Annotated in this window: 26 protein-coding genes; 15 read left to right on the top strand and 11 right to left on the bottom strand. The window is 72.1% G+C overall.

From position 1 onward, the window contains the following. Positions 1-19 precede the first annotated feature (19 nt). The gene (locus OG218_RS25515) at positions 20-958 is read left to right on the top strand and encodes a phosphotransferase enzyme family protein (protein ID WP_328296020.1); all 939 of its coding nucleotides are present in this window, start codon (positions 20-22) and stop codon (positions 956-958) included. A gap of 13 nt (positions 959-971) precedes the next feature. Here OG218_RS25515 and glgA read toward each other — a convergent pair whose 3' ends face one another. Continuing rightward, positions 972-2,162, bottom strand: coding sequence for a glycogen synthase (gene glgA / locus OG218_RS25510; RefSeq protein ID WP_328296019.1), 1,191 nt, complete (start codon positions 2,160-2,162; stop codon positions 972-974). Positions 2,163-2,221: 59 nt separating this feature from the next. Here glgA and glgC point away from each other — a divergent pair, with 59 nt between their 5' ends. From glgC to serB, 3 genes are read left to right on the top strand one after another with little or no spacing between them, the layout of a single operon-like run. Next, positions 2,222-3,460: a glucose-1-phosphate adenylyltransferase gene (gene glgC, locus OG218_RS25505; RefSeq protein ID WP_328296018.1), complete on the top strand. Its 1,239-nt coding sequence runs from the start codon at positions 2,222-2,224 to the stop codon at positions 3,458-3,460. A gap of 44 nt (positions 3,461-3,504) precedes the next feature. Further along, positions 3,505-4,308, top strand: coding sequence for an LLM class F420-dependent oxidoreductase (locus OG218_RS25500; protein WP_328296017.1), 804 nt, complete (start codon positions 3,505-3,507; stop codon positions 4,306-4,308). A gap of 36 nt (positions 4,309-4,344) precedes the next feature. Continuing rightward, positions 4,345-5,595, top strand: coding sequence for a phosphoserine phosphatase SerB (serB, locus tag OG218_RS25495; protein WP_328296016.1), 1,251 nt, complete (start codon positions 4,345-4,347; stop codon positions 5,593-5,595). A gap of 101 nt (positions 5,596-5,696) precedes the next feature. Here the strand turns inward: serB and OG218_RS25490 are convergent, their stop codons facing one another. Then, positions 5,697-6,428 (bottom strand): SDR family oxidoreductase, encoded by a 732-nt coding sequence (locus OG218_RS25490; RefSeq protein ID WP_328296015.1) that lies wholly within the window; start codon positions 6,426-6,428, stop codon positions 5,697-5,699. Between the two features lie 72 nt (positions 6,429-6,500). On the opposite strand from OG218_RS25490, the gene OG218_RS25485 reads away from it, so the two are divergent. The 4 genes from OG218_RS25485 to OG218_RS25470 all read left to right on the top strand — a co-directional run bounded on the left by OG218_RS25485 (position 6,501) and on the right by OG218_RS25470 (position 8,973). Further along, positions 6,501-6,842: a DUF3099 domain-containing protein gene (locus tag OG218_RS25485; protein WP_328296014.1), complete on the top strand. Its 342-nt coding sequence runs from the start codon at positions 6,501-6,503 to the stop codon at positions 6,840-6,842. A 152-nt stretch (positions 6,843-6,994) separates the two neighbouring features. Further along, positions 6,995-7,207: a hypothetical protein gene (locus tag OG218_RS25480; protein WP_328296013.1), complete on the top strand. Its 213-nt coding sequence runs from the start codon at positions 6,995-6,997 to the stop codon at positions 7,205-7,207. Then, on the top strand, positions 7,204-8,121 hold the full coding sequence (locus OG218_RS25475; RefSeq protein ID WP_328296012.1) for an SURF1 family cytochrome oxidase biogenesis protein: 918 nt from the start codon (positions 7,204-7,206) through the stop codon (positions 8,119-8,121). The genes OG218_RS25480 and OG218_RS25475 overlap by 4 nt, the downstream gene beginning before the upstream one ends. 99 nt (positions 8,122-8,220) lie before the next feature. Continuing rightward, on the top strand, positions 8,221-8,973 hold the full coding sequence (locus OG218_RS25470; protein ID WP_328296011.1) for an SDR family oxidoreductase: 753 nt from the start codon (positions 8,221-8,223) through the stop codon (positions 8,971-8,973). 29 nt (positions 8,974-9,002) lie between these two features. Here OG218_RS25470 and OG218_RS25465 read toward each other — a convergent pair whose 3' ends face one another. Beyond that, a complete protein-coding gene (locus OG218_RS25465) occupies positions 9,003-9,221 on the bottom strand; it encodes a helix-turn-helix domain-containing protein (RefSeq protein ID WP_328296010.1) in 219 nt (72 codons plus the stop codon). Between the two features lie 174 nt (positions 9,222-9,395). Between OG218_RS25465 and OG218_RS25460 the strand changes: the two genes are divergently transcribed. After that, a complete protein-coding gene (locus OG218_RS25460; protein WP_328296009.1) occupies positions 9,396-9,932 on the top strand; it encodes a hypothetical protein in 537 nt (178 codons plus the stop codon). A gap of 288 nt (positions 9,933-10,220) precedes the next feature. Here the strand turns inward: OG218_RS25460 and OG218_RS25455 are convergent, their stop codons facing one another. Then, complete coding sequence (locus OG218_RS25455; RefSeq protein WP_328296008.1) at positions 10,221-11,819, bottom strand: ABC-F family ATP-binding cassette domain-containing protein; 1,599 nt, start codon at positions 11,817-11,819, stop codon at positions 10,221-10,223. Positions 11,820-11,909: 90 nt separating this feature from the next. Here OG218_RS25455 and OG218_RS25450 point away from each other — a divergent pair, with 90 nt between their 5' ends. The 4 genes from OG218_RS25450 (at position 11,910) to OG218_RS25435 (ending at position 15,591) form a co-directional block, all read left to right on the top strand. Next, positions 11,910-12,521: a biotin transporter BioY gene (locus OG218_RS25450; RefSeq protein ID WP_328296007.1), complete on the top strand. Its 612-nt coding sequence runs from the start codon at positions 11,910-11,912 to the stop codon at positions 12,519-12,521. Positions 12,522-12,534: 13 nt separating this feature from the next. After that, positions 12,535-13,227: an energy-coupling factor ABC transporter ATP-binding protein gene (locus OG218_RS25445; protein WP_328296006.1), complete on the top strand. Its 693-nt coding sequence runs from the start codon at positions 12,535-12,537 to the stop codon at positions 13,225-13,227. Beyond that, on the top strand, positions 13,224-13,868 hold the full coding sequence (locus OG218_RS25440) for a CbiQ family ECF transporter T component (RefSeq protein ID WP_328296005.1): 645 nt from the start codon (positions 13,224-13,226) through the stop codon (positions 13,866-13,868). Before OG218_RS25445 ends, OG218_RS25440 begins: the two co-directional genes overlap by 4 nt. A gap of 139 nt (positions 13,869-14,007) precedes the next feature. Further along, positions 14,008-15,591, top strand: coding sequence for a methyl-accepting chemotaxis protein (locus OG218_RS25435; protein WP_328296004.1), 1,584 nt, complete (start codon positions 14,008-14,010; stop codon positions 15,589-15,591). A gap of 19 nt (positions 15,592-15,610) precedes the next feature. Here the strand turns inward: OG218_RS25435 and OG218_RS25430 are convergent, their stop codons facing one another. The 6 genes from OG218_RS25430 to OG218_RS25405 form a co-directional block, all read right to left on the bottom strand. Continuing rightward, positions 15,611-16,492, bottom strand: coding sequence for a patatin-like phospholipase family protein (locus OG218_RS25430; RefSeq protein WP_328296003.1), 882 nt, complete (start codon positions 16,490-16,492; stop codon positions 15,611-15,613). Between the two features lie 79 nt (positions 16,493-16,571). Beyond that, positions 16,572-16,931, bottom strand: coding sequence for a metal-sulfur cluster assembly factor (locus OG218_RS25425; protein WP_328296002.1), 360 nt, complete (start codon positions 16,929-16,931; stop codon positions 16,572-16,574). A gap of 10 nt (positions 16,932-16,941) precedes the next feature. Further along, the gene (sufC, locus tag OG218_RS25420) at positions 16,942-17,700 is read right to left on the bottom strand and encodes a Fe-S cluster assembly ATPase SufC (protein ID WP_328296001.1); all 759 of its coding nucleotides are present in this window, start codon (positions 17,698-17,700) and stop codon (positions 16,942-16,944) included. Further along, positions 17,701-18,921, bottom strand: a complete 1,221-nt coding sequence (gene sufD / locus OG218_RS25415) for a Fe-S cluster assembly protein SufD (protein WP_328296000.1) — start codon at positions 18,919-18,921, stop codon at positions 17,701-17,703. After that, complete coding sequence (sufB, locus tag OG218_RS25410; protein ID WP_328296296.1) at positions 18,921-20,300, bottom strand: Fe-S cluster assembly protein SufB; 1,380 nt, start codon at positions 20,298-20,300, stop codon at positions 18,921-18,923. The genes sufD and sufB overlap by 1 nt, the downstream gene beginning before the upstream one ends. Before the next feature lie 53 nt (positions 20,301-20,353). Next, positions 20,354-21,046 carry a helix-turn-helix transcriptional regulator gene (locus OG218_RS25405; RefSeq protein WP_328295999.1) on the bottom strand — a complete coding sequence of 231 codons (693 nt, stop codon included), beginning with the start codon at positions 21,044-21,046 and terminating at the stop codon, positions 20,354-20,356. A gap of 159 nt (positions 21,047-21,205) precedes the next feature. Here OG218_RS25405 and OG218_RS25400 point away from each other — a divergent pair, with 159 nt between their 5' ends. Both OG218_RS25400 and OG218_RS25395 read left to right on the top strand, forming a co-directional pair. Beyond that, positions 21,206-22,168 (top strand): ABC transporter ATP-binding protein, encoded by a 963-nt coding sequence (locus OG218_RS25400; RefSeq protein WP_328295998.1) that lies wholly within the window; start codon positions 21,206-21,208, stop codon positions 22,166-22,168. Continuing rightward, positions 22,165-22,929, top strand: coding sequence for an ABC transporter permease (locus OG218_RS25395; protein WP_328295997.1), 765 nt, complete (start codon positions 22,165-22,167; stop codon positions 22,927-22,929). The genes OG218_RS25400 and OG218_RS25395 overlap by 4 nt, the downstream gene beginning before the upstream one ends. Positions 22,930-23,101: 172 nt before the next feature. Here the strand turns inward: OG218_RS25395 and OG218_RS25390 are convergent, their stop codons facing one another. Next, on the bottom strand, positions 23,102-24,100 hold the full coding sequence (locus tag OG218_RS25390; RefSeq protein WP_380162091.1) for a heme o synthase: 999 nt from the start codon (positions 24,098-24,100) through the stop codon (positions 23,102-23,104). Positions 24,101-24,301 lie beyond the last annotated feature (201 nt).

Below are 24,301 nucleotides of genomic sequence, written 5' to 3'. Positions count from 1 at the left end.
ACGCACTACGGTGCGAGCCGTGCTGCCGAGCGGGGTGTCCATGCTGTGGGAGTCGTGCGACCCGGAACCCGCTCTGCGCGAACGGTTCGGGTTCGACGGTTTGGACGCGGTGGCGGAGTGGGTGACGGCCGCCCTCGCGGGGACCTGGGACGTCACGGTCCGCGAGTGCCCGCGGTTGGCCATCAGCGACCAGAACGTCATCGCCTGGGCCGCCTCGGACCGGGGAGACCTGGTCGTGAAGTGGTCCCGGGACACCGCGCGCTTCGCCCGGTTGGACACCTCGACATCGATGCTGCGCACCCTGGACCGCCGCGGGGTCCCGGTCGCGGCGCCGTTGGCGACCCGGGACGGACGTGAGCGGGTCGTGCTGGCGGGGCCGCTCGGCGACCTCTCCGTCACCGTCCTCCCGGAACTGCACGGCGACTGGCTGGACGTGGGCGACCTCGCCGCCGTGCACTCGGCCGGGGCGTGGCTGGCGAAGCTGCACGCGGCGTTCCCACCTGCCCCCGGCGGGTCCACGAGCCCGCTGCGCCCGCGCCTGGAGACGTGGCTGGAGACCTCGGACCGCGGCCTCGTCCCGACTGCGTCGGCGCGCCTGTCCGCGCTCCTGACCCGGGTTCCGCCGCTGGAGGACGCACCGCAGTTCGTCCACAACGACTTCCGGGCCGCGAACCTGCTGACGCGGGACTCCGAGGTCGTGGGCGTGCTCGACTTCGACGAGGTCGCCGTGGACCACCGGGTCGGCGACCTCGCCAAGGCCTGCGTCTACCTCGGGACCCGCTTCACCGACTGGCGTCCCACGCCCCCCGCGGTGCGGACGGCGTTGCGCGAGGGCTACGAGTCGGTGCGCCCCCTGAGCCCCGGGGAGGCGCACTGGCTCGAGGTCTTCGTGCTCTGGCAAGCGCTGATGGCCGTCCCCGGTCCCGAGGACCCGGGCGGCTGGGCGGCGGCGGTGTGAGTGTCAGGTGTGCTCAGAGGACGGAGCGGTAGACCTCCAGGGTCCGGGCCGCGATGGCGTCCCAGGAGAAGTGCTCCACCGCACGGGCCCGGCCGGCGGCCCCGCGGGCACGGGCCCGGTCGGGGTCGGAGACGGCGTCGGTGAGGGTCGCGGCGAGGTCGGCGACGAACTTCTCGGGATCGACGGGGGCGCCGGTGCCGTCGGTGACCTGCTCGATGGGGACCAGCCAGCCGGTCACGCCGTCGTCGACGACCTCGGGGATGCCGCCGGTGGCGGTGCCGACGACGGCTGCGCCGCACGCCATCGCCTCGAGGTTGACGATGCCCAGCGGCTCGTAGACGGAGGGGCAGACGAACACCGTCGCCTGCGAGAGGTGCTCGAGGAGTTCGGGACGGCTCAGGTGGCGGTCGAGCCAGACGACGCCCTCGCGGGTCTTCTGCAGTTCGGCGACGAGCCCGGCCACCTCGGCGGCGATCTCGGGGGTGTCGGGGGCACCGGCGCACAGGACGAGCTGAACCTCCGGCGGGAGCTGGGCGCAGGCCCGCAGCAGGTGCGGCAGCCCCTTCTGACGGGTGATGCGGCCGACGAAGACCACGCTGGGGCGGTCGGGGTCGACCCCGTTGGCCCGCACCAGGTCACGGCCCGGCACCGGGACCCACTCGGAGGCGTCGATGCCGTTGTGGACGACGTGGACGCGGGCGGGGTCCAGGGCCGGGTAGCTGCGCAGGATGTCGGCGCGCATGCCGGCGCTGACGGCGATGACGGCCGCGGCGGCCTCGAAGGCGGTCTTCTCGGCCCAGCTGGACACGCGGTAACCGCCGCCCAGCTGCTCGGCCTTCCACGGCCGCAACGGTTCCAGGCTGTGGGCGGAGACGACGTGCGGGACGCCGTGCAGCAGGGAGGCCAGGTGGCCGGCCATGTTGGCGTACCAGGTGTGGGAGTGCACGACGTCGGCGCCGGCGACGTCCTGGGCCATCGCGAGGTCGACGCCGAGGGTCCGCAGGGCCGCGTTGGCCCCCTCCAGCGTCGTCGGTTCGGGGTAGGCCGTCGCGCCGGGCTCGGTGCGGGGCGCGCCGAAGCAGCGGACGGCGACCTCGGGTCCGCCGGGCACGGAACGCAGCGCTTTCACCAGTTCCTCGACGTGAACTCCCGCTCCGCCGTAGATCTCCGGCGGGTACTCCTTCGTCAGCAGGTCGACACGCATCGAACTTCCTTCCCGTACATGGTGGGCACGCCACCGTAGCGGGGCCTATGGTGCCCCTCGTGGCCACACCGAACGTCCTCGCGATCGTCCTCGCCGGCGGGGAGGGGAAGCGGCTCATGCCGCTCACCGCCGACCGGGCCAAACCCGCCGTTCCGTTCGGGGGGACGTACCGGCTCATCGACTTCGCCCTCTCCAACCTGGTGAACGCCGGGTACCGCAAGATCGTCGTCCTGACGCAGTACAAGTCCCACTCCCTGGACCGCCACATCTCCCAGGGCTGGCGGATGTCGAACCTCTTCGGGTCCTACATCGCCTCCGTGCCCGCACAGCAGCGGGTCGGGCAGCGCTGGTACCTGGGTTCGGCCGACGCGATCTACCAGTCGCTGAACCTGGTCTCGGACGAGCGGCCCGACTACGTGGTCGTGGTCGGGGCCGACCACGTCTACCGGATGGACTTCTCGCAGATGGTCGAGGCGCACATCGCCTCCGGTTCGCCGTGCAGCGTCGCGGCGATCCGCCAGCCCATCTCCCTCGCCGACCAGTTCGGGGTCATCCAGACCGAACCGGGTTCGAACAAGATCGCCGAGTTCCTGGAGAAGCCGAAGGACCCGCAGGGTCTGGAGGACTCCCCGCACGAGGTCCTGGCCTCGATGGGCAACTACGTCTTCACGGCCGACGCGCTCGTGGACGCGGTGACCCGCGACTCCGAGGACGAGGGCTCCAAGCACGACATGGGCGGCGACATCGTCCCCGACTTCGTCTCGCGCGGGCAGGCCTCGGTCTACGACTTCAAGGACAACGAGGTCCCCGGGGCCACCGACCGCGACCGCGCCTACTGGCGCGACGTGGGAACGATGGACTCCTACTTCGAGGCCCAGATGGACCTCATCTCGGTGCTGCCGGTGTTCAACCTCTACAACTACGAGTGGCCCATCATCACCGCGCAGGACTACTACCCGCCGGCGAAGTTCGTCCACGGCTGGCAGGGCACCTACGGCCACGCGGTGAACTCCATCATCTCCCAGGGCACCGTCGTCTCCGGTGCGCTGGTGGAGAAGTCGGTGGTCTCGCCCAACGTGCGCCTCGACTCCTGGGCCCACGTCAGCGAGTCCGTCCTCATGGACGGGGTGCAGGTCGGGCGCCACGCCGTCGTGCAGCGGGCCATCGTCGACAAGTTCGTCACCATCCCCGAGGACGCGCGGATCGGCGTCGACCCCGACGAGGACCGCGCCCGGGGTTTCCACGTGACCGACTCGGGCATCACGGTCGTCGGCAAGGGCCAGACGATCCCGACCTGAACCCGGACCTGGTGGCAGCGCCGGGCGGGACCTAGGGTCAGCACATGACCGCAGATCCGCGCCCGGTGCGCATCGGCATCCAGATCCAGCCCCAGCACGCGCAGTACCCCGCGATCCGCGCCGCCGCGGCGCGGGCGGAGGAGATGGGCGCCGACATCGCCTTCAACTGGGACCACTTCTACCCGCTCTACGGCGAGCCCGAGGGCCTGCACTTCGAGGCCTGGACGATGTTGGCCGCGTGGGCGGAGGCGACGTCGCGCATCGAGATCGGTGCGCTGGTGTCCTGCAACTCCTACCGCAACCCCGAACTGCTCGCCGACATGGCCCGCACCGTCGACCACGTCTCCGCCCACGACACGGGATCGGGCCGCCTGATCCTGGGCATCGGGTCCGGGTGGTTCGAGAAGGACTACGACGAGTACGGCTACGAGTTCGGCACCGCCGGCGGAAGGCTGAACAAGCTCCGTGACGACATGCCCCGCATCGAGAGCCGGCTGGCGAAGCTGAACCCGGCGCCCACCCGCAAGGTTCCCGTCCTCATCGGCGGCGGCGGGGAGCAGAAGACGCTGCGCATCGTCGCGAAGCACGCCGACATCTGGCACTCCTTCGGCGACGTCGAGACGTTCACCCGCAAGAGCGGGATCCTCGACGAACGCTGCGCCGAGATCGGCCGGGACCCCCTGGAGATCGAGCGCTCCGTCGGGGTCGAGCCCAAGGACGGGGTCGAGGCGGCGGAGGCGCTGCACGCCGCCGGCGGCCGGCTGTTCACCTTCGGTACCGGTGGACCCGACTACGACATGGGTTTCCTCGCCGAGCTCATCGCCTGGCGCGACAGCAAGAACGCCTGACCGTCACCGCAGGGCACGCCCGGTAGGGTTCCGGGCGTGCCTGACACCCCCTCCCCGACCACGGTGCTGGTGACCGTCACCGGACCCGACCGGCCCGGGGTGACGTCGGCGCTGTTCGCCGCCCTCGCCGGGACGGCGGCCCACGTGCTGGACGTGGAGCAGGTCGTCGTCGGCGGGATCCTGACGTTGTCGGCGCTGGTCACCGACCCGGTTCCCGGGGCGGTGGCCCTCGCCGTCTCCCCCGGAACCGTCGCCGGCCTGCAGGGGCTCGAGGTGACCTGCGCCGCACCGGAAGAAGTGCTCGTCACGGCCCGGCCGCGACGGTTGCACGTGACGCTGCTGGGAGCGCCGTTGGTGCCGGCCGCGATCGCGCGCATCACCACGGTGCTGGCCGAGGCCGGCGCCAACGTCGACCGGATCCGGCGGATGTCGGTCCACCCGGTGACCAGCGTGGAACTCGACGTCTCCACCCACGGCGGTCCCGAGGAACTCCTCGCCCTGCGCCGCACGCTCTCCGTCGAGGCCGGCCGGCACGGACTCGACGCGGCCGTCTCCCCCGCCGGCCTGGCCCGGATGGGTCGACGCCTCGTCGTCATGGACGTCGACTCGACCCTCATCCAGCAGGAGGTCATCGAACTCCTCGCCGCGCACGCCGGACGCGAGGCCGAGGTGGCGGCCGTCACCGAACGCGCCATGCGCGGGGAGATCGACTTCGCCGCCTCGTTGCGCGAACGCGTGGCCTGTCTGGAGGGTCTCGACGTCTCGGTCATCGACGCCGTCCGGGCGGCCGTCGTCCTCACCCCGGGGGCGCGGACCCTGTGCCGGACGCTGCACCGGCTGGGCTTCACCCTGGCCCTGGTGTCCGGGGGGTTCCTGGAGGTCGTCGGCCCCCTCGCCGCGGAACTCGGGATCGCCCACGTGCGGGCGAACCGGCTGCAGGTGGTGCACGGCACGCTCACCGGGCGGGTCACGGGACCCGTCGTCGACCGCGCGGCGAAGGCCGTGGCCCTGCGCGACTTCGCCGCCGCGGAGGGACTCCCGCTGCACCGCACCGTCGCCGTCGGCGACGGCGCGAACGACCTCGACATGCTCGCCGCGGCCGGGCTGGGGATCGCCTTCAACGCCAAACCCGTCGTGCGCGAACAGGCCGACGCGGCCCTCAACGTCCCCTACCTCGACGCCGTCCTGCCGCTGCTGGGCATCACCCGCGACGACGTCGAGGAGGCCGACCTGCTCGACCAGGCCGGACGGAGCGGTCCCGGGGACGCGGCGCTCAGCCGCGGTTGAGCGCCCAGGTGGAGAGCCCGGCCAGCCCGAGGATGACCACGATCATCACGACGCCGTAGAGGGCCAGGCGCCGGCCCCCGGAGGGTTTCGGGTCCGCCACCTCAGTGCCCCATCCCGAGGCCGCCGTCGACGGGCAGCACGGCCCCGTTGACGTAGCCGGCGTCGGCGAGGAACAACGCGGCCTGCGCGATCTCGGCGACGTCACCGAAGCGCCCCGCCGGGATGCTGCCCTTGTACTGGGTGGCGGTCGCCTCGGGCAGGGCACGGGTCATGTCGGTGTCGATGAACCCGGGGGCGATGACGTTGGCGGTGATGCCGCGGCTGCCCAGCTCGCGGGCGATGGAGCGGGCCAGGCCGATGAGACCGGACTTGGACGCCGCGTAGTTGGTCTGGCCCGGGGAGCCGTAGAGCCCCACGACGCTGGACATGAAGATGAGGCGCCCCTTCTTGGCCCGCACCATCCCGCGCACCGCACGGCGCGCCACCCGCCAGGCCCCCGCGAGGTTGGCGTCGAGGACGGAGTCGAACTCCTCGTCGCTCATGCGCATCAGGAGCTGGTCGCGGGTGGTGCCGGCGTTGGCCACCAGGACCTCGACGGCGCCCTGCTCGGCCTCCACGGCGGCGAAGGCCGCGTCGAGGGAGGCGGGATCGGTCACGTCGGCGCGGACCCCGAACAACCCTGCGGGCGGCTCCCCGGAGCGGTACGTGATCGCCACCCGGTCCCCGGCGGCCGCGAAGGCCTGGGCGACGGCGAGGCCGATCCCCCGGTTCCCGCCGGTCACGAGGACGCTGCGGGGAGTTCGTTCGCCGGTGGGGGCAGTGAGCTGCGACACGATGGGCGAAAATAACGCATCCGGCTGTGAACTGGACGGGTGGGGGTCGTCGGGCAGGCATAGCGTGAACGTGTGCAGGAGCAGGAACCGAGCTACCAGATCACCGCCGCCCCGACGTCCCAGACCGACGACATGGGGGTGCGGTACCGCAAGTACGTCATCTCGATGATCATCCGCACGGTCTGCTTCCTGTGCTTCGCGTTCATCAACCACCCCATCCGCTGGGTCTTCGTCGGTGGTGCGCTCGTGCTGCCCTACATCGCCGTGGTGCTCGCGAACGCCGGCCGAGAGTCCCGTGGGCCCGCCCCGGACTCCTTCGACATCACCGCGCCGGCCCCGCGGCCCCCGGAGCAGCTGCCGGCGATCGAGGCCACGATCACGTCCGTGCGCTCCCCGCGGGACGACGCCCGCTGAACCGCTCGGCCCGGACACGCGACATCCGGCGTTCACACAGGGTTGGACGGGACGTCGCTCGGTGCGAGACTGCTGACGTGGAACCTGGTGCACAGCCCGGTACGACTCATGGCGATGCCTCGCCGCGCTACTCCCCCCCGACCGTGGTCTCGATGCACGAGCCACCCTCGGACCCCGTCTGCAGCGCTCGGGGGTGCACCCACCACGCCGACTTCGGCCTGCTGTGGAACAACCCGAGCCTGCACACCCCCGAACGCCGCAAGACGTGGCTGGCCTGTGCCGAGCACCGTGACCACCTGTCGGAGTTCCTCGGGGCGAGGGGCTTCCTGCGCGAGGTTCTCGAAGTGGCACAGTTGCGGGCGTGAGCGTTCTGCGACTGCTGCGGGAACCACGGTGGCTGCGTGGACTGGCGGTCGCCGTCCTGATCGCGTTCGTCTGCCTCCTCCTGGGTCGCTGGCAGTGGCACCGCCGTGAGGAGCGCCTGGCCGCGAACGCCCCCCTGGTCCAGAACTACGACGCGCGACCCGTCGACGTCACCCGAGTGCTGCCCGCGGGCTCCGAACTGGCGAAGGCCGACGTGTGGACGCCGGTGCGGGTCACCGGTACCTACGACGTGGCCGACACCCTGCTGGTGCGCAACCGGCCGCGCGACGACACCGCCGGCTACGAGGTGCTCGTGCCGCTGGTGCTCGGTGACGGCACCGCCCTGGTCGTGGACCGCGGGTGGCTGGCGGCCGGTGACGACACCGACCGCCCGGACACGCTGCCCACCCCGGCGCAGGGCGAGGTCACCGTCGTGGCGCGCCTGCGTCAGTGGGAGGAGGCCAAGCGCGGGACCGTCCCGGCCGGCCAGGTCGGCTCCATCGGACGTGCGCAGGTGGCGGCGGCCGTGCCGGGGCTGAGACTGCTCGACGGGTACGCCGTGCTCGCCACCGAGGACCCGTCCACGGCCACCGCCCCCGCTCCGGCGCTGCGGCCCGACGTCGACGAGGGGCCGCACCTGGCCTACACGGTGCAGTGGTTCGGGTTCGCCCTGACGGCGCTGGTCGTCTGGGTCGTCGCGGGCCGGCGGGAGCTGGACCTGCGGGCCGGCGAGACCGTCGAGTCCGAGGAGGCCGGGGAGGCCGGGGAGACCACGGAGGGTGAGCGGATCGAGGAGACCGTCGAGGCGGTCGAGGCGGCTCCCGCGCCACGCCGGGGGGCCCGGCGCACGGTGCGGTCCGGGGTGGACGAGCAGGCGGAGGACGCCGAACTGGACGCCGCTGACCAGCGGTTCTAGAAGATCCCGGGTGTCCGCGGACCCCACCGAGGTTCGCCCGTTCGGGGGCAAACGATCATGCTGTGTGTACCAACGGCCACTCTGCGCAACAATGGACCCATGGACCTGGGCCTGAGTGACCGCGTGTACATCGTCTCCGGTGCGTCCACCGGGCTCGGGCTCTCCTGCGCCAGGGTGCTCGCCGACGAAGGTGCACTCCTCGTGCTGCACGCGGGAGACGAGGACGAACTGCGCACGGTGATGCCCAGCATCGGCGAACCGTCCCGTCTGCTGCCCGTCCCGGGCGACATCTCCGACCCCGGCACCGAGACCCGTCTCGTCGCCGCGGCCCACGCCCGGTTCGGGCGCCTGGACGGCGCGATCATCTCCTGCGGGGCTCCACCCACCTCCACCGTCCTGGAGGCCTCCGACGGGGCGTGGCGCGAGGCGTTCGAGTCGAGCCTGCTCGGCCCGCTGCGCCTGGCCCGTTCGGTCGGCAAGGCCGCGACCGGGGAGGGTGCCTCGATGGTGCTGCTGCTCTCCAGCACCGTCCGCACGCCCGTCATGGACGCCGGCGTCGCGAACGGGCTGCGTCCGGGCCTGGCGATGGCCGCGAAGGCCCTGGCCGACGAACTCGGCCCGCGCGGGGTGCGGATCAACAACCTGCTCGCCGGGCACGTCGACGCCAGTTCGCCGTTGGAGTTCGAGGATTCCGCCGAGCTGGCCCCCGACGTGCTGGAGGACATCCCGCTGCGCCGGGCCGGACTCCCCGACGAGTTCGCGCGCGCGGCGGTGTTCCTGCTCTCCCCCGCGGCGTCCTACATCACGGGGGCGTCGCTCACCGTGGACGGAGGAACCGACCGCTCGCTGTGAACGGCCGGCCCCCGCTCGGCAGCGGCCTCTCAGCCCTGCCGGGCCTTGCCGCGGGTGGCCCCGCCACGACTGCGCAGGGTCACCTCGTTCTCGCTGAGCAACCGGTGCACGAAACCGTAGGAACGACCTGTCTCCTCGGCGAGTGCGCGGATGCTCTTCCCTTCGGCGTAACCCTTCGACAGCTCGCCGGCGAGCTGCTCCCGTTCGGAACCGCTCAACCGGGTTCCCCGCTTGATCGTTTCGGTCATCCCGACCTCTCCTCAACGTCGTCGCAGACCCCAGGACCCCCTCCATGGTCACCACCACCGGCGGTTCCGGCCACTCGAACGGGGAGATCACTGCTCCGTACGTGATCTTCGGACCACCGCTCCGACCTGCACAAACGTTTCATCCTGGGAGGGTCGACCCGCCAGACCGGCGTGGTGACGCGGACGGGGAGGTGCGGGACCTCGGAAACCCGGCTGATCGTGGTCCGGGGGAACTCCGGCAGCGAGGGGTCGACGCTGGCCGCCGCGCTCCGGGCGGCGCGTCCCCGCGGCGTCGCGGTCCTGGGTCAGGACGTCCTGCGGCGTCAGGTGCTGCACGTCGAGGACCGGCCGGGCGCGTTGTCCGTCGGGCTCCTGGACCTCACGGCGCGCTCCGCCCTGGACCACGGACTCCACGTGGTCGTCGAGGGGATCCTCCACGAGGAGATCCACGGCAACGGCGCGGGCGTAGTACACCTGGTCGCCGAGCACGTCGGGACGAGTTGCTGCTACCGCTACGAGGTCCCCTTCGAGGAGACGCTGCGCCGGCACGCGACGAAGGGGGACGTGGCGCACGAGTTCGGAGAGGCCGAGATGCGTTCCTGGTGGCGGGACCGGGACCCGCTCACGGGAGTCGACGAGCGCACCCTCGACGCGGCGTGCAGGGCGATGCAGGCCCTGGCCACGGTCCTCCACGACTGCGGCTGGGGCTGACGGCCCCCGTGGGGAGGGACGTGATCGAGACGGTGCAGCTGCGCGACGGCGCCCGGTCGAGGACGGCGTCGCGCATCCGTCCGGGCGCCCGGCCCGTGGTGATCGTGCCCGGCGGCCCGGGAGGCTGGGACCACCTGGCTCCGGTCGCCGAGCTGGTCGGGATCCCGGGCTGCTGCCCCGCGCGGGACTGCGCCTCCTGGAAGGCGCCGGCCACCACCCGTGGGTGGAGCGCACCGAGGAGTTCACCGCCGTGGTGCGGGACTTCCTCGAGCCACCTCGACCTCGACCTCAGGCCAGCGAGACGAGCTCCTGGTAGCCCGCGTTCCACAGGTCCTCCACCCCGTCGGGCAGCAGCACCACCCGCTCGGGGCCGAGCGCCTCGACGGCGCCCTCGTCGTGGGTGACCAGCACGACGGCACCCTCGTAGTGCTTCAGCGCGTCGAGGATCTCGGCGCGCGAGGCGGGGTCGAGGTTGTTCGTCGGTTCGTCCAGCAGCAGCACGTTGGCGCTGGAGACGACGAGCGTCGCCAGGGCGAGGCGCGTCTTCTCCCCACCGGAGAGCACCCCGGCGGGCTTGTCGACGTCGTCTCCGGAGAAGAGGAACGAGCCGAGGACGGTGCGGACCCGGGTGTCGTCGAGGTCCGGGGACGCCGAGCGCATGTTCTCCAGCACCGAACGGTTGACGTCGAGCGTCTCGTGCTCCTGGGCGTAGTACCCGATCTTGACGCCGTGGCCGCCGATGATCTCACCGGTGTCGGGCTGCTCGACCCCACCGAGCATCCGCAGCAGCGTGGTCTTCCCGGCGCCGTTGAGCCCCAGGATGACGACGCGCGAGCCACGGTCGATGGCCAGGTCGACGCCCATGAAGATCTCCAGCGAGCCGTAGGACTTCGACAGGCCCTCCGCCATCAGCGGGGTCTTGCCGCAGGGGGCGGGCTTGGGGAAGCGCAGCTTGGCGACCTTGTCCTGGACGCGGACCTCCTCGAGGCTGCCCAGCAGCCGCTCGGCGCGCTTGGCCATGTTCTGCGCCGCCACGGCCTTCGTCGCCTTGGCCCCCATCTTGGCGGCCTGCAGCAGCAGCGTCCCGGCCTTCTTCTCGGCGTTGGCGCGTTCGCGGATGCGGCGCTTCTCGTCGGTCTCGCGCTGCTTGAGGTAGTTCTTCCAGCCGACGTTGTAGAGGTCGATGGTGGCGCGGTTGGCGTCGAGGTGGAACACCCGGTTGACGACGACCTCGAGCAGTTCGACGTCGTGGCTGATGACGATGAGCCCACCGGCGTAGTTCTTGAGGTGGTCGCGCAGCCAGGCGATGGAGTCGGCGTCGAGGTGGTTGGTCGGCTCGTCCAGCAGCAGCGTCTCGCTGGCGGAGAACAGGATGCGGGCGAGCTCGACGCGGCGGCGCTGACCCCCGGAGAGCGTCTTCAGCTGCTGCTCGAGGATGCGCTCGGGCAGGTTGAGGTTCGCGCAGATCCGGGCGGCCTCGCTCTCGGCGGTGTAGCCGCCGAGGGCCACGAAGCGGGCGTCGAGCTTGGTGTAGCGGTCCATGGCCTTGTCGCGGACCTTGTCGTCCTCGCTGGCCATGTCGACCTCGGCCTTGCGCAGCTTGGCGATGACGTCGTCGAGGCCGCGGGCGGCCAGGATGCGGTCGCGGGCCAGCATCTCGGGGTCGCCGGCGCGCGGGTCCTGGGGCAGGTACCCGATCTCCCCGGAGCGGGTCACGGTGCCCGAGGCGGGCTGCCCCTCCCCGGCGAGGACCTTGGTCAGGGTCGTCTTCCCGGCGCCGTTGCGGCCCACCAGTCCGATGCGGTCGCCGGCGGCGACACGGAAGTTCACGCCCTCCATGAGGAGACGGGCCCCTGCACGCAGTTCGATGTCGGACGCGACGATCACGAGGGCAGCTCTCAAGGGTTTCGAACGACGGGGGTCGACGACGATTCTACGGCCCTCGGTACCGGTGCACCGTCCGCTAGGTTTCGGCCCGTGACCTCGCCCACCCGCCGGCGCCCGGCGACCGCCCCCGACGCCGGTCTGCGCCGTCCCGCCGAACCCTCCCGGGACCTGGCCCTCGTCGCCGTCTTCGCCGCCCTGGTGTGCGCGCTGGCCCTCACCCCGGGCATCCCGATCGGGCTGCTGGCCATCCCGATCACGCTGCAGACGTTGGGGATCGTGCTCTGCGGTGCCCTGCTCGGCCCGTGGCGCGGGGCGGCGGCCGCGGCGCTGTACCTCGTGGTCGGAGCGGCCGGTGTCCCGGTCTTCGCCAACGGGGGCGCCGGGCTCGGTGTGTTCGCGGGCGCGAGCGCCGGGTTCCTGCTCTCCTACCCCTTCGCCGCCTTCGTCACCGGGCTGATCACCCGCGCGGGGGTGCGCCGCGGGCGCGCCGTCCTCGGGCTGGTCGCCGGGACGGTGGTGGGCGGGCTGCTCGTCGTCTACGCCTTCGGCATCCCCGGGATGGCCTGGGGCGGCGGCCTGACCTGGGGGAAGGCCGCTGCGCTCTGCCTCGGTTACGTGCCCGCCGACCTCGTCAAGGTCGTCCTCGCCGTGCTCGTCGCCGCCCCGGTGCACCGCGCCTTCCCCCGCCTGAGCGCCCGCTGAGGTCGCACGTCCCGTGATCCGCCTGGCGGGGGTGCGTGTGGAGGCCGGTGAACGGACCGTGCTGCACCACCTCGACCTCGAGATCGATCCGGCGAGCAGCCCGATGACGGCGCTGATCGGGCCCAACGGTTCCGGGAAGTCCACGCTGCTGCGGCTGCTGGACGGTCTCGTCCTGGCCAACGACGGTCGGATCACCGTCGACGGCCTCGACCCCGAACGTGAGCTGAAGGCGCTGCGGCGGCGGGTCGGTTTCGTCTTCACCGACCCCGACGCACAGCTCGTCATGCCGACGGCGGTCGAGGACGTGGCCCTGTCGTTGCGCCGCACGGAGGTCCCCCGCCGTCACCACGACGCCCGGGCGCGGGAACTGCTGGCCGCCGCAGGGCTGGGCGCCCTGGCCGACCGGTCGGTGCGGGAGGCCTCCAGCGGGCAGCGACAGCTGCTGGCGTTGACCTCCGTGCTGGCGACGGGTCCGCGGGTGCTGCTCTGCGACGAGCCGACGACCCTGCTGGACCTGCGCACCGCCCGTCGCGTCGGCGACGTCCTGCGGGACCCGCCGGCCCCCGTCGCCCAGGTCGTCGTCGCCACCCACGACCTGGACCTCGCCGGGCGCGCCGACCGGGTGCTGTGGATCGAGGACGGCCGGGTGCGGGGCGACGGGGGTCCCGCCGAGGTCGTCGCCGCCTACCGCCGGGCCGCCGGGTGAGGCGCGGCCTGCTCGGGGCGCCGCTGCTGCTGGGGGTGGTGGAACCGGGTGACTCCTGGCTGCACCGGACCGCTCCGGGGGTCAAGCTGGCCGTCTTGCTCGTCCTGGGCACGGTGATCGGGGTGGTGCGGCTGGTGGCCCCGGACGTGGTCGCCGCCGCGGTCCCGGTCGGTCTCGGCGTGCTGGTCGTCGTCCTCGCCCGCGGTGGCGGGCTGCGGGTGCGGCTGCTGCTCGTGCCGGTGCGCCGGGTGTGGGTGCTGCTCCTGGCGCTGGCGCTGGTGCAGCTGTGGAGCGCGGGGCCGCTGCGCGCGGTCGCCACCGTCGCGGGTCTGCTCGCGTGCCTGTGGGCGGCGACGGTCGTGACCGCCACGACGCCCGTCCCGGCGGTGCTGGACACCGTCGTGCGGGCCGCCACGCCAGTGCGCCGCTTCGGGGTGGACCCCGACCGGCTGGCGCTCGGGCTGACCCTGACGATCACCAGCATCCCCGTCGTCGGTCGCCTGCTCGCGGAGTCGCGCGAGGCCGCGGCCGCCCGCGGACTCGGTGGCGACCCGCGGGCGCTGCTCGTGCCGACGCTGGTCCGCACGGTCGCGCACGCGGAGGCGCTGGGTGAGGCGCTGGCCGCCCGGGGACTCGACTGACCCCAGGAGGGACGGTCACCGCTGGGCCGACCGGGTGGTCACGGTGTTGTGGGGCTCAGGACCGAGGGTGACGACTGCCGACAGGTGGTGGAGAGCCTGCGGACTCCTCCGGCGGGACCCATGAGCGGAGAGTTGTGCCATGTCGCGTCTGCGGGACCTGAGGGTCGCCTCGAAGCTGTTCGCCGGCTTCACCGTCGTGGTGGTCCTGATCGTCACCGTCGGGGCCGTCGGGTTCCTCGGCCTGCGCTCGGCCCAGCACCGGCTCGAGGACATGTACTCCAACAGCGTGGTCTCGGTCAGCACCCTGCAGCAGGTCCAGACCGACTTCGTGCAGAGCCTGAAGAGCCTCGACGACCTCGTCATCGCCTCCGACGACACGCACACCACGGCGGCGGCCGGCGACCTGCGGGCCGCCGACGCCGCCCTGGACGCGGACTGGAAGGCCTACCTGGCCACCGACCCGGTGCAGACCCCGGCGCAGCTCGACGCCTTCGAGACGGCCCTCGCCCAGTACCTCACGGCGCGCAAGGACCTGGAGGGGATCGCCCAGTCGTTCGACTCCAGCGCCTTCAGCGGTCGGTTCGACGCGACGGTGAAGCCCCTGGAGGCCTCCCTGGAGCAGCAGCTGCGGGAGATGGACGACCGCGAGCTCGCCGCGGCGCAGGCCTCCCGGCAAGCCGGGGCCACGGCCTACGCCCGCGCCGCCGTCCTCATGGTCGCGACCATCGCCGTCGCCGTCGTGGCCTCGCTGGTCATGGCCACCGTGATCGCCCGCAGCATCGCCCGTCCCCTGCACCGGGTGGTGGCGGTCGTGCGGGGCCTCGCCGAGGGGCACCTCGACGAGCGCGTCGGCCTCACCAGCAAGGACGAGATCGGCGTCATGGCTCAGGCCCTCGACGCCTCCACCGAGCGTCTCGGCTCGGTCATGGCCCAGATCGTCGCGAACTCCTCCACGTTGGCCGCCTCCGCCGAGGAGCTCACCACCGTCGCCACCCAGATGTCCGCCGGCGCCGAGGAGAGCTCGCACCAGAGCCAGGTCGTCTCCGCGGCCACCGAGCAGATCTCCGCGAACATCGGGACCGTCGCCGCCGCCGGCGAGGAGATGACCGCCGCGATCCGCGAGATCTCGGCCTCCACCGCCGACGCCAGCCAGGTCGCCGGCACCGCCGTCGTCGCCGCCCAGGCCGCGGACGAGACCCTCACCCGCCTCGCGGTCTCCAGCCGCGAGATCGGCGAGGTCGTCAAGCTCATCACCTCCATCGCCGGGCAGACGAACCTGCTGGCCCTGAACGCCACCATCGAGGCCGCCCGCGCCGGGGAGATGGGCAAGGGCTTCGCCGTGGTCGCCGAGGAGGTCAAGGAACTCGCGCAGCAGACGGCCCGCGCGACCGAGGAGATCGTCGCCAAGGTCGGTTCGACGCAGGCCGACGCGACCGCCGCCGGGGCGGCGATCGCGGAGATCTCCGAGGTCATCGCCCGCATCGACGCGCTGCAGTCGACCATCGCGGCGGCCGTCGAGGAGCAGTCCGCCACGACGTCGGAGATGGTCCGCAACGTCACCGAGGTCTCCGCCGGCGCCGGCGAGATCTCCGCCACCATGTCCGGCATCGCCCAGGGCGCCGTGGAGTCCGCCAACTCCGCCGGGCACACCGCGACGACCAGCCAGGACGTCTCCCGGGTCGCGAGCGACCTGCAGAGCCTCGTCTCGACCTTCCGCTTCTGAGACCCCCGGGCCCGCGGGCTCAGCGGGTCCCGCGCTGCGCCCAGGAGGCGCCGAGGCGGTGGGCGAGATCGCGGCCCCGTGCGGCACCGGCCCGCGCCGCGGCCGGGCGCAGCGAGAGGTCCATCGCGTTCGCGCCGAAGAGGTGCTCGTGCTCGACGTCGGGGACGACCGTCTCGACGTGGCTCCCGCCCGCCTCGAGCTCCTCGACCTGGGCCGCGAGCTGCATCCCCCAGGCCGGCGGGTGCAGGGTCCTGCCGCCGAGCGGTGAGAGCACGAGGACCCGGTCGTACCCGGCGGCGAGGTCGGCGTTCTCGTTGCGGCGGTAGCCGCCGTCGAGGTAGCGGTCCTCCCCGATCCGGTACGGGAGACGGCTGGAACAACTGGCCGCGACGGCGTCGACGAGGTCCGCCCCGGAGTTCCGGTCGAAGGTGAACCCCTCGCCGGTGCGGGCGTCGAGCGCGGTGAGGAGGAGTCTGCGCTGCGGCCAGTCCGGGCGGGGCAACCGGGCCGCCACGGTGTCGCGCCACTGCACCGACCAGGAGGCGTCGGAGTCCGTCGCCAACGCTGCGGCCCCGAGCCGCCGACGCATGTCGGCCGGATCCTGCGACCCGGCGATGAGGTCACGGAGGCGCTGCAGGTGGTCGCTCACCGGGCGGCCCGGTCCGCCCCCGGTGCGGGTGGGCGGGGGGACGAGCGCGGCGGCCAGCAGTTCCGTGGGGGTCGCCCCGGCCAGCTGTGCCGCAACCGTGGCCCCGGCCGAGGTGCCGACCGTCAGGTCGGCGTCGCTGACGTCGAGACCCGCCTCGAACAGCCCCGCCACGACGCCGATCAGCCAGGCGTTGCCGGTCGAGCCGCCGCCCCCGAGGACGAGGGCGGTGGACGGGGCGGGGTGGGCGGTCACGAGGGTCAGCGAAGCAGACGCACGAGGGGCGCGACACCGGGTTTCCCGGTGCCGCGCCCCTGTGGTGCTGCGTGCCTGCTCAGACGTTGAAGCCGAGCGCCCGCAACTGGTCCTTGCCGTCGTCGGTGATCTTCTCGGGACCCCACGGCGGCATCCACACCCAGTTGATGCGGTGGTCGGCCACCACGTCGACGAGGGCCTGCTGCGTCTGGTCCTCGATGACGTCGGTCAGCGGGCAGGCCGCGCTGGTCAACGTCATGTCGATGGTCGCGACGTTGTCGTCGGAGACCGTCAACCCGTAGATGAGGCCCAGGTCGACGACGTTGATCCCCAGCTCGGGGTCCATGACGTCCTTGAGGGCTTCCTCGATGTCGGCGATGGCCGCCGGCGTCGGCCCGCTGGCCGACGTGGTGGTCGCCGAAGTTTCTGTCTCGCTCACCAGGGCCTCCTCAGGCGTGGGTGAGGAAGCGGTCGTAACCGGATTCCTCGAGGGCGTCGGCCAGTTCCGGACCACCCTGTTCGGCCACCCGGCCGTTGACGAACACGTGCACGAACTGCGGCGTGATGTAGCGCAGGATCCGCGTGTAGTGCGTGATGAGCAGGACGCCCGGGTTCACGGTCGAGAGCGAGCGGTTCACGCCCTCGGAGACGATCTTCAGCGCGTCGACGTCGAGGCCGGAGTCGGTCTCGTCGAGGATCGCGATCTTGGGCTTGAGCAGCTCCATCTGGAGGATCTCGTGGCGCTTCTTCTCGCCGCCGGAGAAGTGCTCGTTGACGTTGCGCTCGGCGAAGGTGGGGTCCATCTTCAGGTCGTCCATCGCCTGCTTGACGTCCTTGACCCACGTGCGCAGCTTGGGCGCCTCGCCGTCGATCGCGGTCTTCGCGGTCCGCAGGAAGTTCGACACGGTGACCCCGGGGACCTCGACGGGGTACTGCATCGCGAGGAACATCCCGGCGCGGGCGCGCTCGTCGACGGTCATCGCGAGGACGTCCTCGCCGTCGAGCGTGACGCTGCCGCCGGTGACGGTGTACTTGGGGTGGCCCGCGATCGAGTAGGCCAGCGTCGACTTGCCGGAACCGTTGGGCCCCATCACGGCGTGGACCTCACCGGAGTTGATGGTGAGGTCGACCCCGCGCAGGATCTCCTTCACGGAGCCGTCGGCTTCGTCGACCGTCACGTGCAGGTCGCGGATCTCCAGGGTGGACATTCAGTTCTCCTCAACGGTTTCTCGCTCGGCGAGCTGGCGTTCGATGGTGGTCATGAGACGCGACGAGACGTCCGGGATCCCGATCTTGTCGACGATGCTCGCGAAGAACCCGCGGACCACCAGTCGACGGGCCTCGTCCTCGGTGATGCCGCGCGACTGCAGGTAGAACAGCTGCTCGTCGTCGAAGCGACCCGTCGCGGACGCGTGGCCGGCGCCGACGATCTGGCCGGTCTCGATCTCGAGGTTCGGCACGGAGTCGGCGCGCGCCCCCTCGGTCAGGACGAGGTTGCGGTTCAGCTCGTAGGTCTCGGTGCCCTCGGCCGCGGCGCGGATGAGGACGTCACCGATCCAGACGGCGTGCGCGCCCTGGCCCTGCAGCGCGCCCTTGTACTCCACGTAGCTCTTGCAGTTGACGGCCTCGTGGTCGACGAACTGGCGGTGCTCGGTGTGCTGACCGGCACCCGCGAAGTAGACGCCGAGCGCGGTGGCGTCGCCGCCGGGGCCCGCGTAGCTGAGGTTCACCGAGATCCGGACGGCCTTGCCGCCCAGCGAGACGCTGATGTGGCGGACGCGGGCGTCGCGCCCGGCCCGCACGTCGTGCTGGCCGATGTGGACCGCGTCGGCGTCCCACTCCTGCAGCGACACGACCGTGACCTCGGAGGCGTCGCCCGCGCGGACCTCGACGTTGCCGCGGTGCGCGCCGCCGCCCAGGTGCGAGAGCACGACGAGCGCCTTGGCGTGGTGCCCCGTCTCGACCACGACGTGACCGGCGGTGGTGCGACCGGCCTCCCCGCGGATGGTGACGAGGACGGGTTCGTCGAGTTCGGCCTCGGCCGGCACCTTCACCAGGTGCGCGACCTCGGTGGAGCTCCAGCCGGCGGCCGCGGCGCGGTCACCCGGCACGAACGCCGACCCCGCGCCGACCTCGGCGAGGGTGCCGGTGCGGTGCTCGACGACGGCGGGGCCGGAGACCTCGACGCTCGCAGCGTTCCCGGCGACCGCGTCCACGGCCTCGAAGAGCGGGCCGAACTCACGCAGCGGCGAGAACTTCCACTCCTCCTCGCGACCCGTGGGCACGACGAAGTCGGCCACGTCGAAGGAGGTCCTGCGCTCGGCGCGGGACGCCTCGGGGACGGTCCCGCCACCGTGGCTGTGAGCCCCGGTGGTGTCGCCCTGCTGAGCGGCGCGACTCTCGTCGAGGGCTTCGTTGAGCAGGGTCATCAGCCGACGGCCCCTTCCATCTGCAGTTCGATGAGGCGGTTGAGTTCCAGCGCGTACTCCATGGGCAGTTCCCGCGCGACGGGTTCGATGAACCCGCGCACGATCATCGCCATGGCCTCGTCCTCGGCCATGCCGCGGCTCATGAGGTAGAAGAGCTGGTCGTCGGAGACCTTCGAGACCGTGGCCTCGTGACCCATGACGACGTCGTCCTCGCGGATGTCGTTGTAGGGGTAGGTGTCCGAGCGGGAGATGGTGTCGACCAGCAGCGCGTCGCAGCGCACCGTGGAGGCCGAGTGGTGCGCGCCCTCGAGGACCTGGATGAGCCCTCGGTAGGACGTGCGGCCACCGCCGCGGGCGATCGACTTCGAGATGATCGAGCTCGCGGTGTACGGCGCCGCGTGGACCATCTTGGCGCCGGCGTCCTGGTGCTGACCCTCACCGGCCATGGCGATGGACAGCGTCTCGCCCTTGGCGTGCTCGCCCATGAGGTAGATCGCGGGGTACTTCATCGTGACCTTGGACCCGATGTTCCCGTCGACCCACTCCATGGTCGCGCCCTCGGCGGCCGTGGCGCGCTTGGTGACCAGGTTGTAGACGTTGTTCGACCAGTTCTGGATCGTCGTGTAGCGCACGCGGGCGTTCTTCTTCACGATGATCTCGACGACCGCGGAGTGCAGCGAGTCGCTCTGGTAGATCGGCGCCGTGCAGCCCTCCACGTAGTGCACGTAAGAGTCCTCGTCGGCGATGATCAGCGTGCGCTCGAACTGGCCCATGTTCTCGGTGTTGATCCGGAAGTAGGCCTGCAGCGGGATGTCGACGTGGACGCCCTTGGGCACGTAGATGAACGAGCCGCCGGACCACACCGCGGTGTTCAGCGACGCGAACTTGTTGTCGCCCACCGGGATGACGGTGCCGAAGTACTCGCGGAAGAGTTCCTCGTGCTCGCGCAGACCGGTGTCGGTGTCGACGAAGATGACACCCTTCTCCTCCAGGTCCTCGCGGATCTGGTGGTAGACGACCTCGGACTCGTACTGCGCGGCGACGCCGGCGATGAGGCGCTGCTTCTCGGCCTCGGGGATGCCCAGGCGGTCGTAGGTCGCCTTGATGTCCTCGGGGAGCTCGTCCCAGCTGGTGGCCTGCTTCTCCGTCGAGCGGACGAAGTACTTGATGTTGTCGAAGTCGATGCCGCTGAGGTCGGAACCCCAGTTCGGCATCGGCTTGCGGCCGAAGAGGCGCAGGGCCTTGAGGCGCAGGGCGAGCATCCACTCGGGCTCGTTCTTGAGCGAGGAGATGTTGCGCACGACGTCCTCGGAGAGCCCGCGGCGGGCGGTCGAGCCGGCGACGTCGGAGTCCGCCCAGCCGTAGGCGTACTTGCCCATGCCCTCGAGTTCGGGCGGGCCCGCGGTGGTCTGGGTGTCGGACACGGTGTCGGTCACGAGCGTCGTCCTTCCGTCTGGTCCCCCGTGGCGGTGGCCACGGTGTCGTCTTGCGGGTCGTGCTGGTTCTGGGTCAGCGCCTCGAGCGGTACGAACGAGGTGCAGACGTGGTCGCCGTGCGCGAGCGTGGCCAACCGCTGGACACGGGTGCCGAGGATCCGCTCGAACGTGCGCCGCTCGGCCTCGCACAGCTGCGGGAAGGACTCGGCGACCCGTTGCACCGGGCAGTGCCCCTGGCACAACTGGAGCCCTTCGGTGGCTGTTCCCCGCGCCGCCGGGCGCGAACTGGCCGAGTAGCCCTGGGCGGCCAGCGCCTCGACGAGGGCCTGCACCCGCTCGGGCACCGTCCCCTCCAGACCGGCGAGGGAGTGCTCCAGCGCGGCGAAGCGCCGGTTCGCGAAGTCCTCGACGGCCTGCGGTCCCTGGACCTCGGCGAGGTAGGCCAGGGCCGAGAGCGCGAGGTCGTCGTAGCCGGCCGGCAGGGCGTCGTGCCCGGCCGAGCCGACCACGTAGTCCTTGGCGGGACGGCCCCGGCCGCGGCGGGCGTCCGCACGCGGCTCCCGGGTCTCGAGCACCCCTTCAGCCACCATCGGGTCGAGGTGGCGCCGGACGGCGGCGACCGTGAGACCCAGCAGCTCGGCGATGCGGGCGGCGGTGACGGGACCGAACTCGGCGACGGTCGCCCGCACCCGGGTACGGGTCCGTGCGTCCTCACCAACTAAGGTCGGCCTCACCATTTGCACAACACCCATGTTACCTAATTGGCCGTCGCTCGCCCAACCACCCCGCGGGGTGACCTGGCCCACGTGGTCCAGCGGCTACTACCCGGGCTCGTAGACTCAACCCTCGTGGCGATCGGCTCCCCCTCACCCCTGACCCTGGGCGACTTCCGCAAGGACGCGGCCGTCGAGGTGAGCGACCTGCGCAAGACCTACCCCGGCGGCTCCGCCGTGCTCGACGGCCTGTCCTTCCGCGCCGAACGCGGTCGCGTGACCGCCCTGCTCGGCCCGAACGGGGCGGGCAAGACGACGACGGTCGGCATCTGCGAGGGGCTGCAGCGCGCCGACTCCGGCACCGTCCGCGTCCTCGGACTGGACCCGGTCGCGGACGCGGCCACCCTGCGGCCGCGGGTCGGGGTGATGCTGCAGGACGGCGGGCTGCCCAGCGGCGTCGGGGCCCTGGAGGCGCTGCGCCACCTCGCCGGGCTGCACACCGACCCCCTCGACGTCGACGCCCTCGCCGAGCGGCTCGGGCTCACCTCCTTCGCGAAGACCCGCGTGCGCCGCCTCTCCGGCGGCCAGCGCCAGCGGCTCGCGACGGCCTGCGCGCTCGTGGGCCGGCCCGAGCTGGTCTTCCTCGACGAACCCAGCGCCGGCCTCGACCCGCAGGCGCGGCTCGCCGTCTGGGACGTCGTGCGCGAGGTGCGGGCCGCGGGGGTGGCGGTCGTGCTCACCACCCACCTCATGGAGGAGGCCGAACGCCTCGCCGACTCCGTCGTCGTCGTCGACCACGGCCGGGCGGTCGCCACCGGCTCCCCCGACGAGCTCACCCGCGGTCCCGCCTCGCTGGCCTTCCGCTCGCGGCCGGGACTGCCCACCGAGTCCCTGGCCCGCGCGCTGCCGGTCGGCGCCGACGTCTCCGAGGTCGACACCGGCCGGTACCTGGTCAGCGGCATCGACGTCGACCCGCGGGTCGTGGCGACCGTGACCAACTGGTGCGCCACCCACGACGTCCTCGCCGAGGGGGTCGGACCGGTGCGCCGGACGCTCGAGGACGTCTTCCTCGACCTGACCGGGAGGACCCTGCGATGACGTCCGGTGCAACGACCCTCGACTTCACGCCCGCCGGGACCGCGGCGCCGCTGGCCCGCCGGGTGCTGCGCCAGGCCGCGTTCGAGACCAAGGTCTCGTTGCGCAACGGCGAGCAGCTGCTGCTGACCCTCCTCCTGCCCGCCCTGGTGCTCGTCGGGGTCACCCGCGTCACCTCCCTCGACCTCGGCTCCGGCGACCGCCCGGCGCTGGCCCTGGGGGGTGTCGTGGCCCTCGCGGTGGTCTCCACCGCCTTCACCGGGCAGGCCATCGGAACGGGGTTCGACCGGCGCAACGGCGTGCTGCGCCTGCTGGCGGCCAGTCCGCTGGCGCGCTCGGGCCTGCTCGTGGGGAAGGTCCTCTCGGTGCTGGCCGTCGTGGTGGTCCAGGTCGTCGTGCTCGGCGTCATCGCGCTGTTCCTCGGCTGGTCCCCCGACGCCGCCGCCCTGGCCGCGGCCGTCCCGGCCGTGCTCCTCGGCGTCGCGGCGTTCACGTCGCTGGGCCTGCTGCTGGCCGGGACGGTCCGCGCCGAAGGCACCCTCGCCGTCGCCAACTTCGTCTGGGTGCTGCTGCTCGCGGGGGGTGGGCTGGTGCTGCCGTCCCCGCTCGGCGCGTTCGCCGGGGTGCTGCCCTCGGGGGCCCTGGGGACCGCCGTCCGGCAGGCTCTCGCCACCGGCACGGTCGCCGTCGTCCCGCTGCTCGTCCTCGCCGCGTGGGGCCTCGTCGCGGGCCTGGCCTGCGCGCGCTGGTTCCGCTGGGAATGAGACGGGCCCCCGCCCGCCCGCCCGCGGGATCGTTGCCTCCCCGACGTCACCAGGCGTCCTCGGGGAGGCAACGATCCCACCCCGCCCGGCCCACCGCGGCCGCGGCGCCAGAACGGACGAAGCCGCCGTGGACGCTGTCCACGGCGGCTTCGTCGTTCGTCCGGTCAGGCCCTCAGAACGGCCAACCAACGCTCACGAACGGGTCGACCGCGACGGCGATCGACAGCAGCGTCAGGTAGGTGATCGAACCGTGGAAGACCCCCATCGGGGAGATCTGCTTCAGCTGCTCCAGCGTTCCGGCGTCACGCCCCCCGGTCTCCCGCTCGAAGCGGGTCGCCCTGCGGTGCAACCCGATCGTCTGCACCAGGAACCCGACGCCCAGCACGAGCGCGGCCACCCCGTAGACGACACCGGCGTTCCCGAGCGGCACCAGCAGCAACGAGCAGAGCACCATCGCGATCGTGTAGAGCACGATCTGGCGCGAGACCGTCGTGGGTTTCGCGACGACGGGGAGCATCGGGACACCGGCGTTGGCGTAGTCCTCGCGGTAGCGCACCGAGAGCGGCCAGTAGTGCGGCGGGGTCCAGAGGAAGATCACGCCGAACAGCACGAAGGGCGCCCAGTCCAGGGAGTCGCGCACCGCGGTCCAGCCGATGAGCACCTGCATGCACCCCGCGACCCCGCCCCAGACGATGTTCTGGGAGGTCCGGCGCTTCAGCAGCAGCGTGTAGCCCACGACGTAGAGCAGGATCGCGAGCAGCGCCAGCGCCGCGGAGAGGACGTTGACGAACGCGACGAAGATCGCCGTCGAGGCGAGCCCCAGGACCGTCGCGAAGACGAGCGCCTGGTTCGGCGAGATCAGACCCGTCACCAGCGGTCGGTTCTCGGTGCGTTTCATCAACGCGTCGATGTCGCGGTCGAAGTAGCAGTTGAGCGTGTTCGCGCAGCCCGCGGACAGCGCTCCCCCGACGAACGTCGTCAGGATGAGCCAGCCGGAGGGCAGGCCACCCGCGGCGAAGAGCATGACCGGGATGGTCGTGATGAGCAGCAGCTCGACGATGCGCGGCTTGGTGAGCGCCACGTAGGCGGCCACCCGGGGGTAACGCGGAGGACGCCCCTTGCGGCGCCGGCCCAGCAAGCTGGTCCGGGAGTGCGCGGGGGCGTCGGTCAGACGCGGGTCGGCGACGGTCACAGTGTCCTCAGGGCGAGGCGACAACGGGCGAGCACGAGCTTACGCCGCTGCTACGCAGTGTCGTACGCGGCGCCGCCTCCCGTGTCGGCGACGGTGCCTCGCACGAGGCCCCTGAGCACTCCCGGTGCGCCACCCTCACGAGCTGCGCCAGAGTCCCGTACGAGTAGGCTCGCTCTCGGT

Origin of the sequence: Kineococcus sp. NBC_00420 (genome assembly GCF_036021035.1) — a bacterium.
Classification (GTDB): Bacteria; Actinomycetota; Actinomycetes; order Actinomycetales; family Kineococcaceae; genus Kineococcus.
This window is presented reverse-complemented; position numbering and strand designations above follow the sequence as displayed.

What these genes read in the sequence shown, in the direction of transcription:
- OG218_RS25395 (WP_328295997.1), top strand. Translation starts at nt 22,165, where the DNA reads ATGACGTCCGGTGCAACGACCCTCGACTTCACGCCCGCCGGGACCGCG.
- OG218_RS25480 (WP_328296013.1), top strand. Translation starts at nt 6,995, where the DNA reads ATGCACGAGCCACCCTCGGACCCCGTCTGCAGCGCTCGGGGGTGCACC.
- sufB (WP_328296296.1), bottom strand. Translation starts at nt 20,300, where the DNA reads ATGGGCAAGTACGCCTACGGCTGGGCGGACTCCGACGTCGCCGGCTCG.
- glgA (WP_328296019.1), bottom strand. Translation starts at nt 2,162, where the DNA reads ATGCGTGTCGACCTGCTGACGAAGGAGTACCCGCCGGAGATCTACGGC.
- sufD (WP_328296000.1), bottom strand. Translation starts at nt 18,921, where the DNA reads ATGACCCTGCTCAACGAAGCCCTCGACGAGAGTCGCGCCGCTCAGCAG.
- sufC (WP_328296001.1), bottom strand. Translation starts at nt 17,700, where the DNA reads ATGTCCACCCTGGAGATCCGCGACCTGCACGTGACGGTCGACGAAGCC.
- OG218_RS25465 (WP_328296010.1), bottom strand. Translation starts at nt 9,221, where the DNA reads ATGACCGAAACGATCAAGCGGGGAACCCGGTTGAGCGGTTCCGAACGG.
- OG218_RS25435 (WP_328296004.1), top strand. Translation starts at nt 14,008, where the DNA reads ATGTCGCGTCTGCGGGACCTGAGGGTCGCCTCGAAGCTGTTCGCCGGC.
- OG218_RS25470 (WP_328296011.1), top strand. Translation starts at nt 8,221, where the DNA reads ATGGACCTGGGCCTGAGTGACCGCGTGTACATCGTCTCCGGTGCGTCC.
- OG218_RS25500 (WP_328296017.1), top strand. Translation starts at nt 3,505, where the DNA reads ATGACCGCAGATCCGCGCCCGGTGCGCATCGGCATCCAGATCCAGCCC.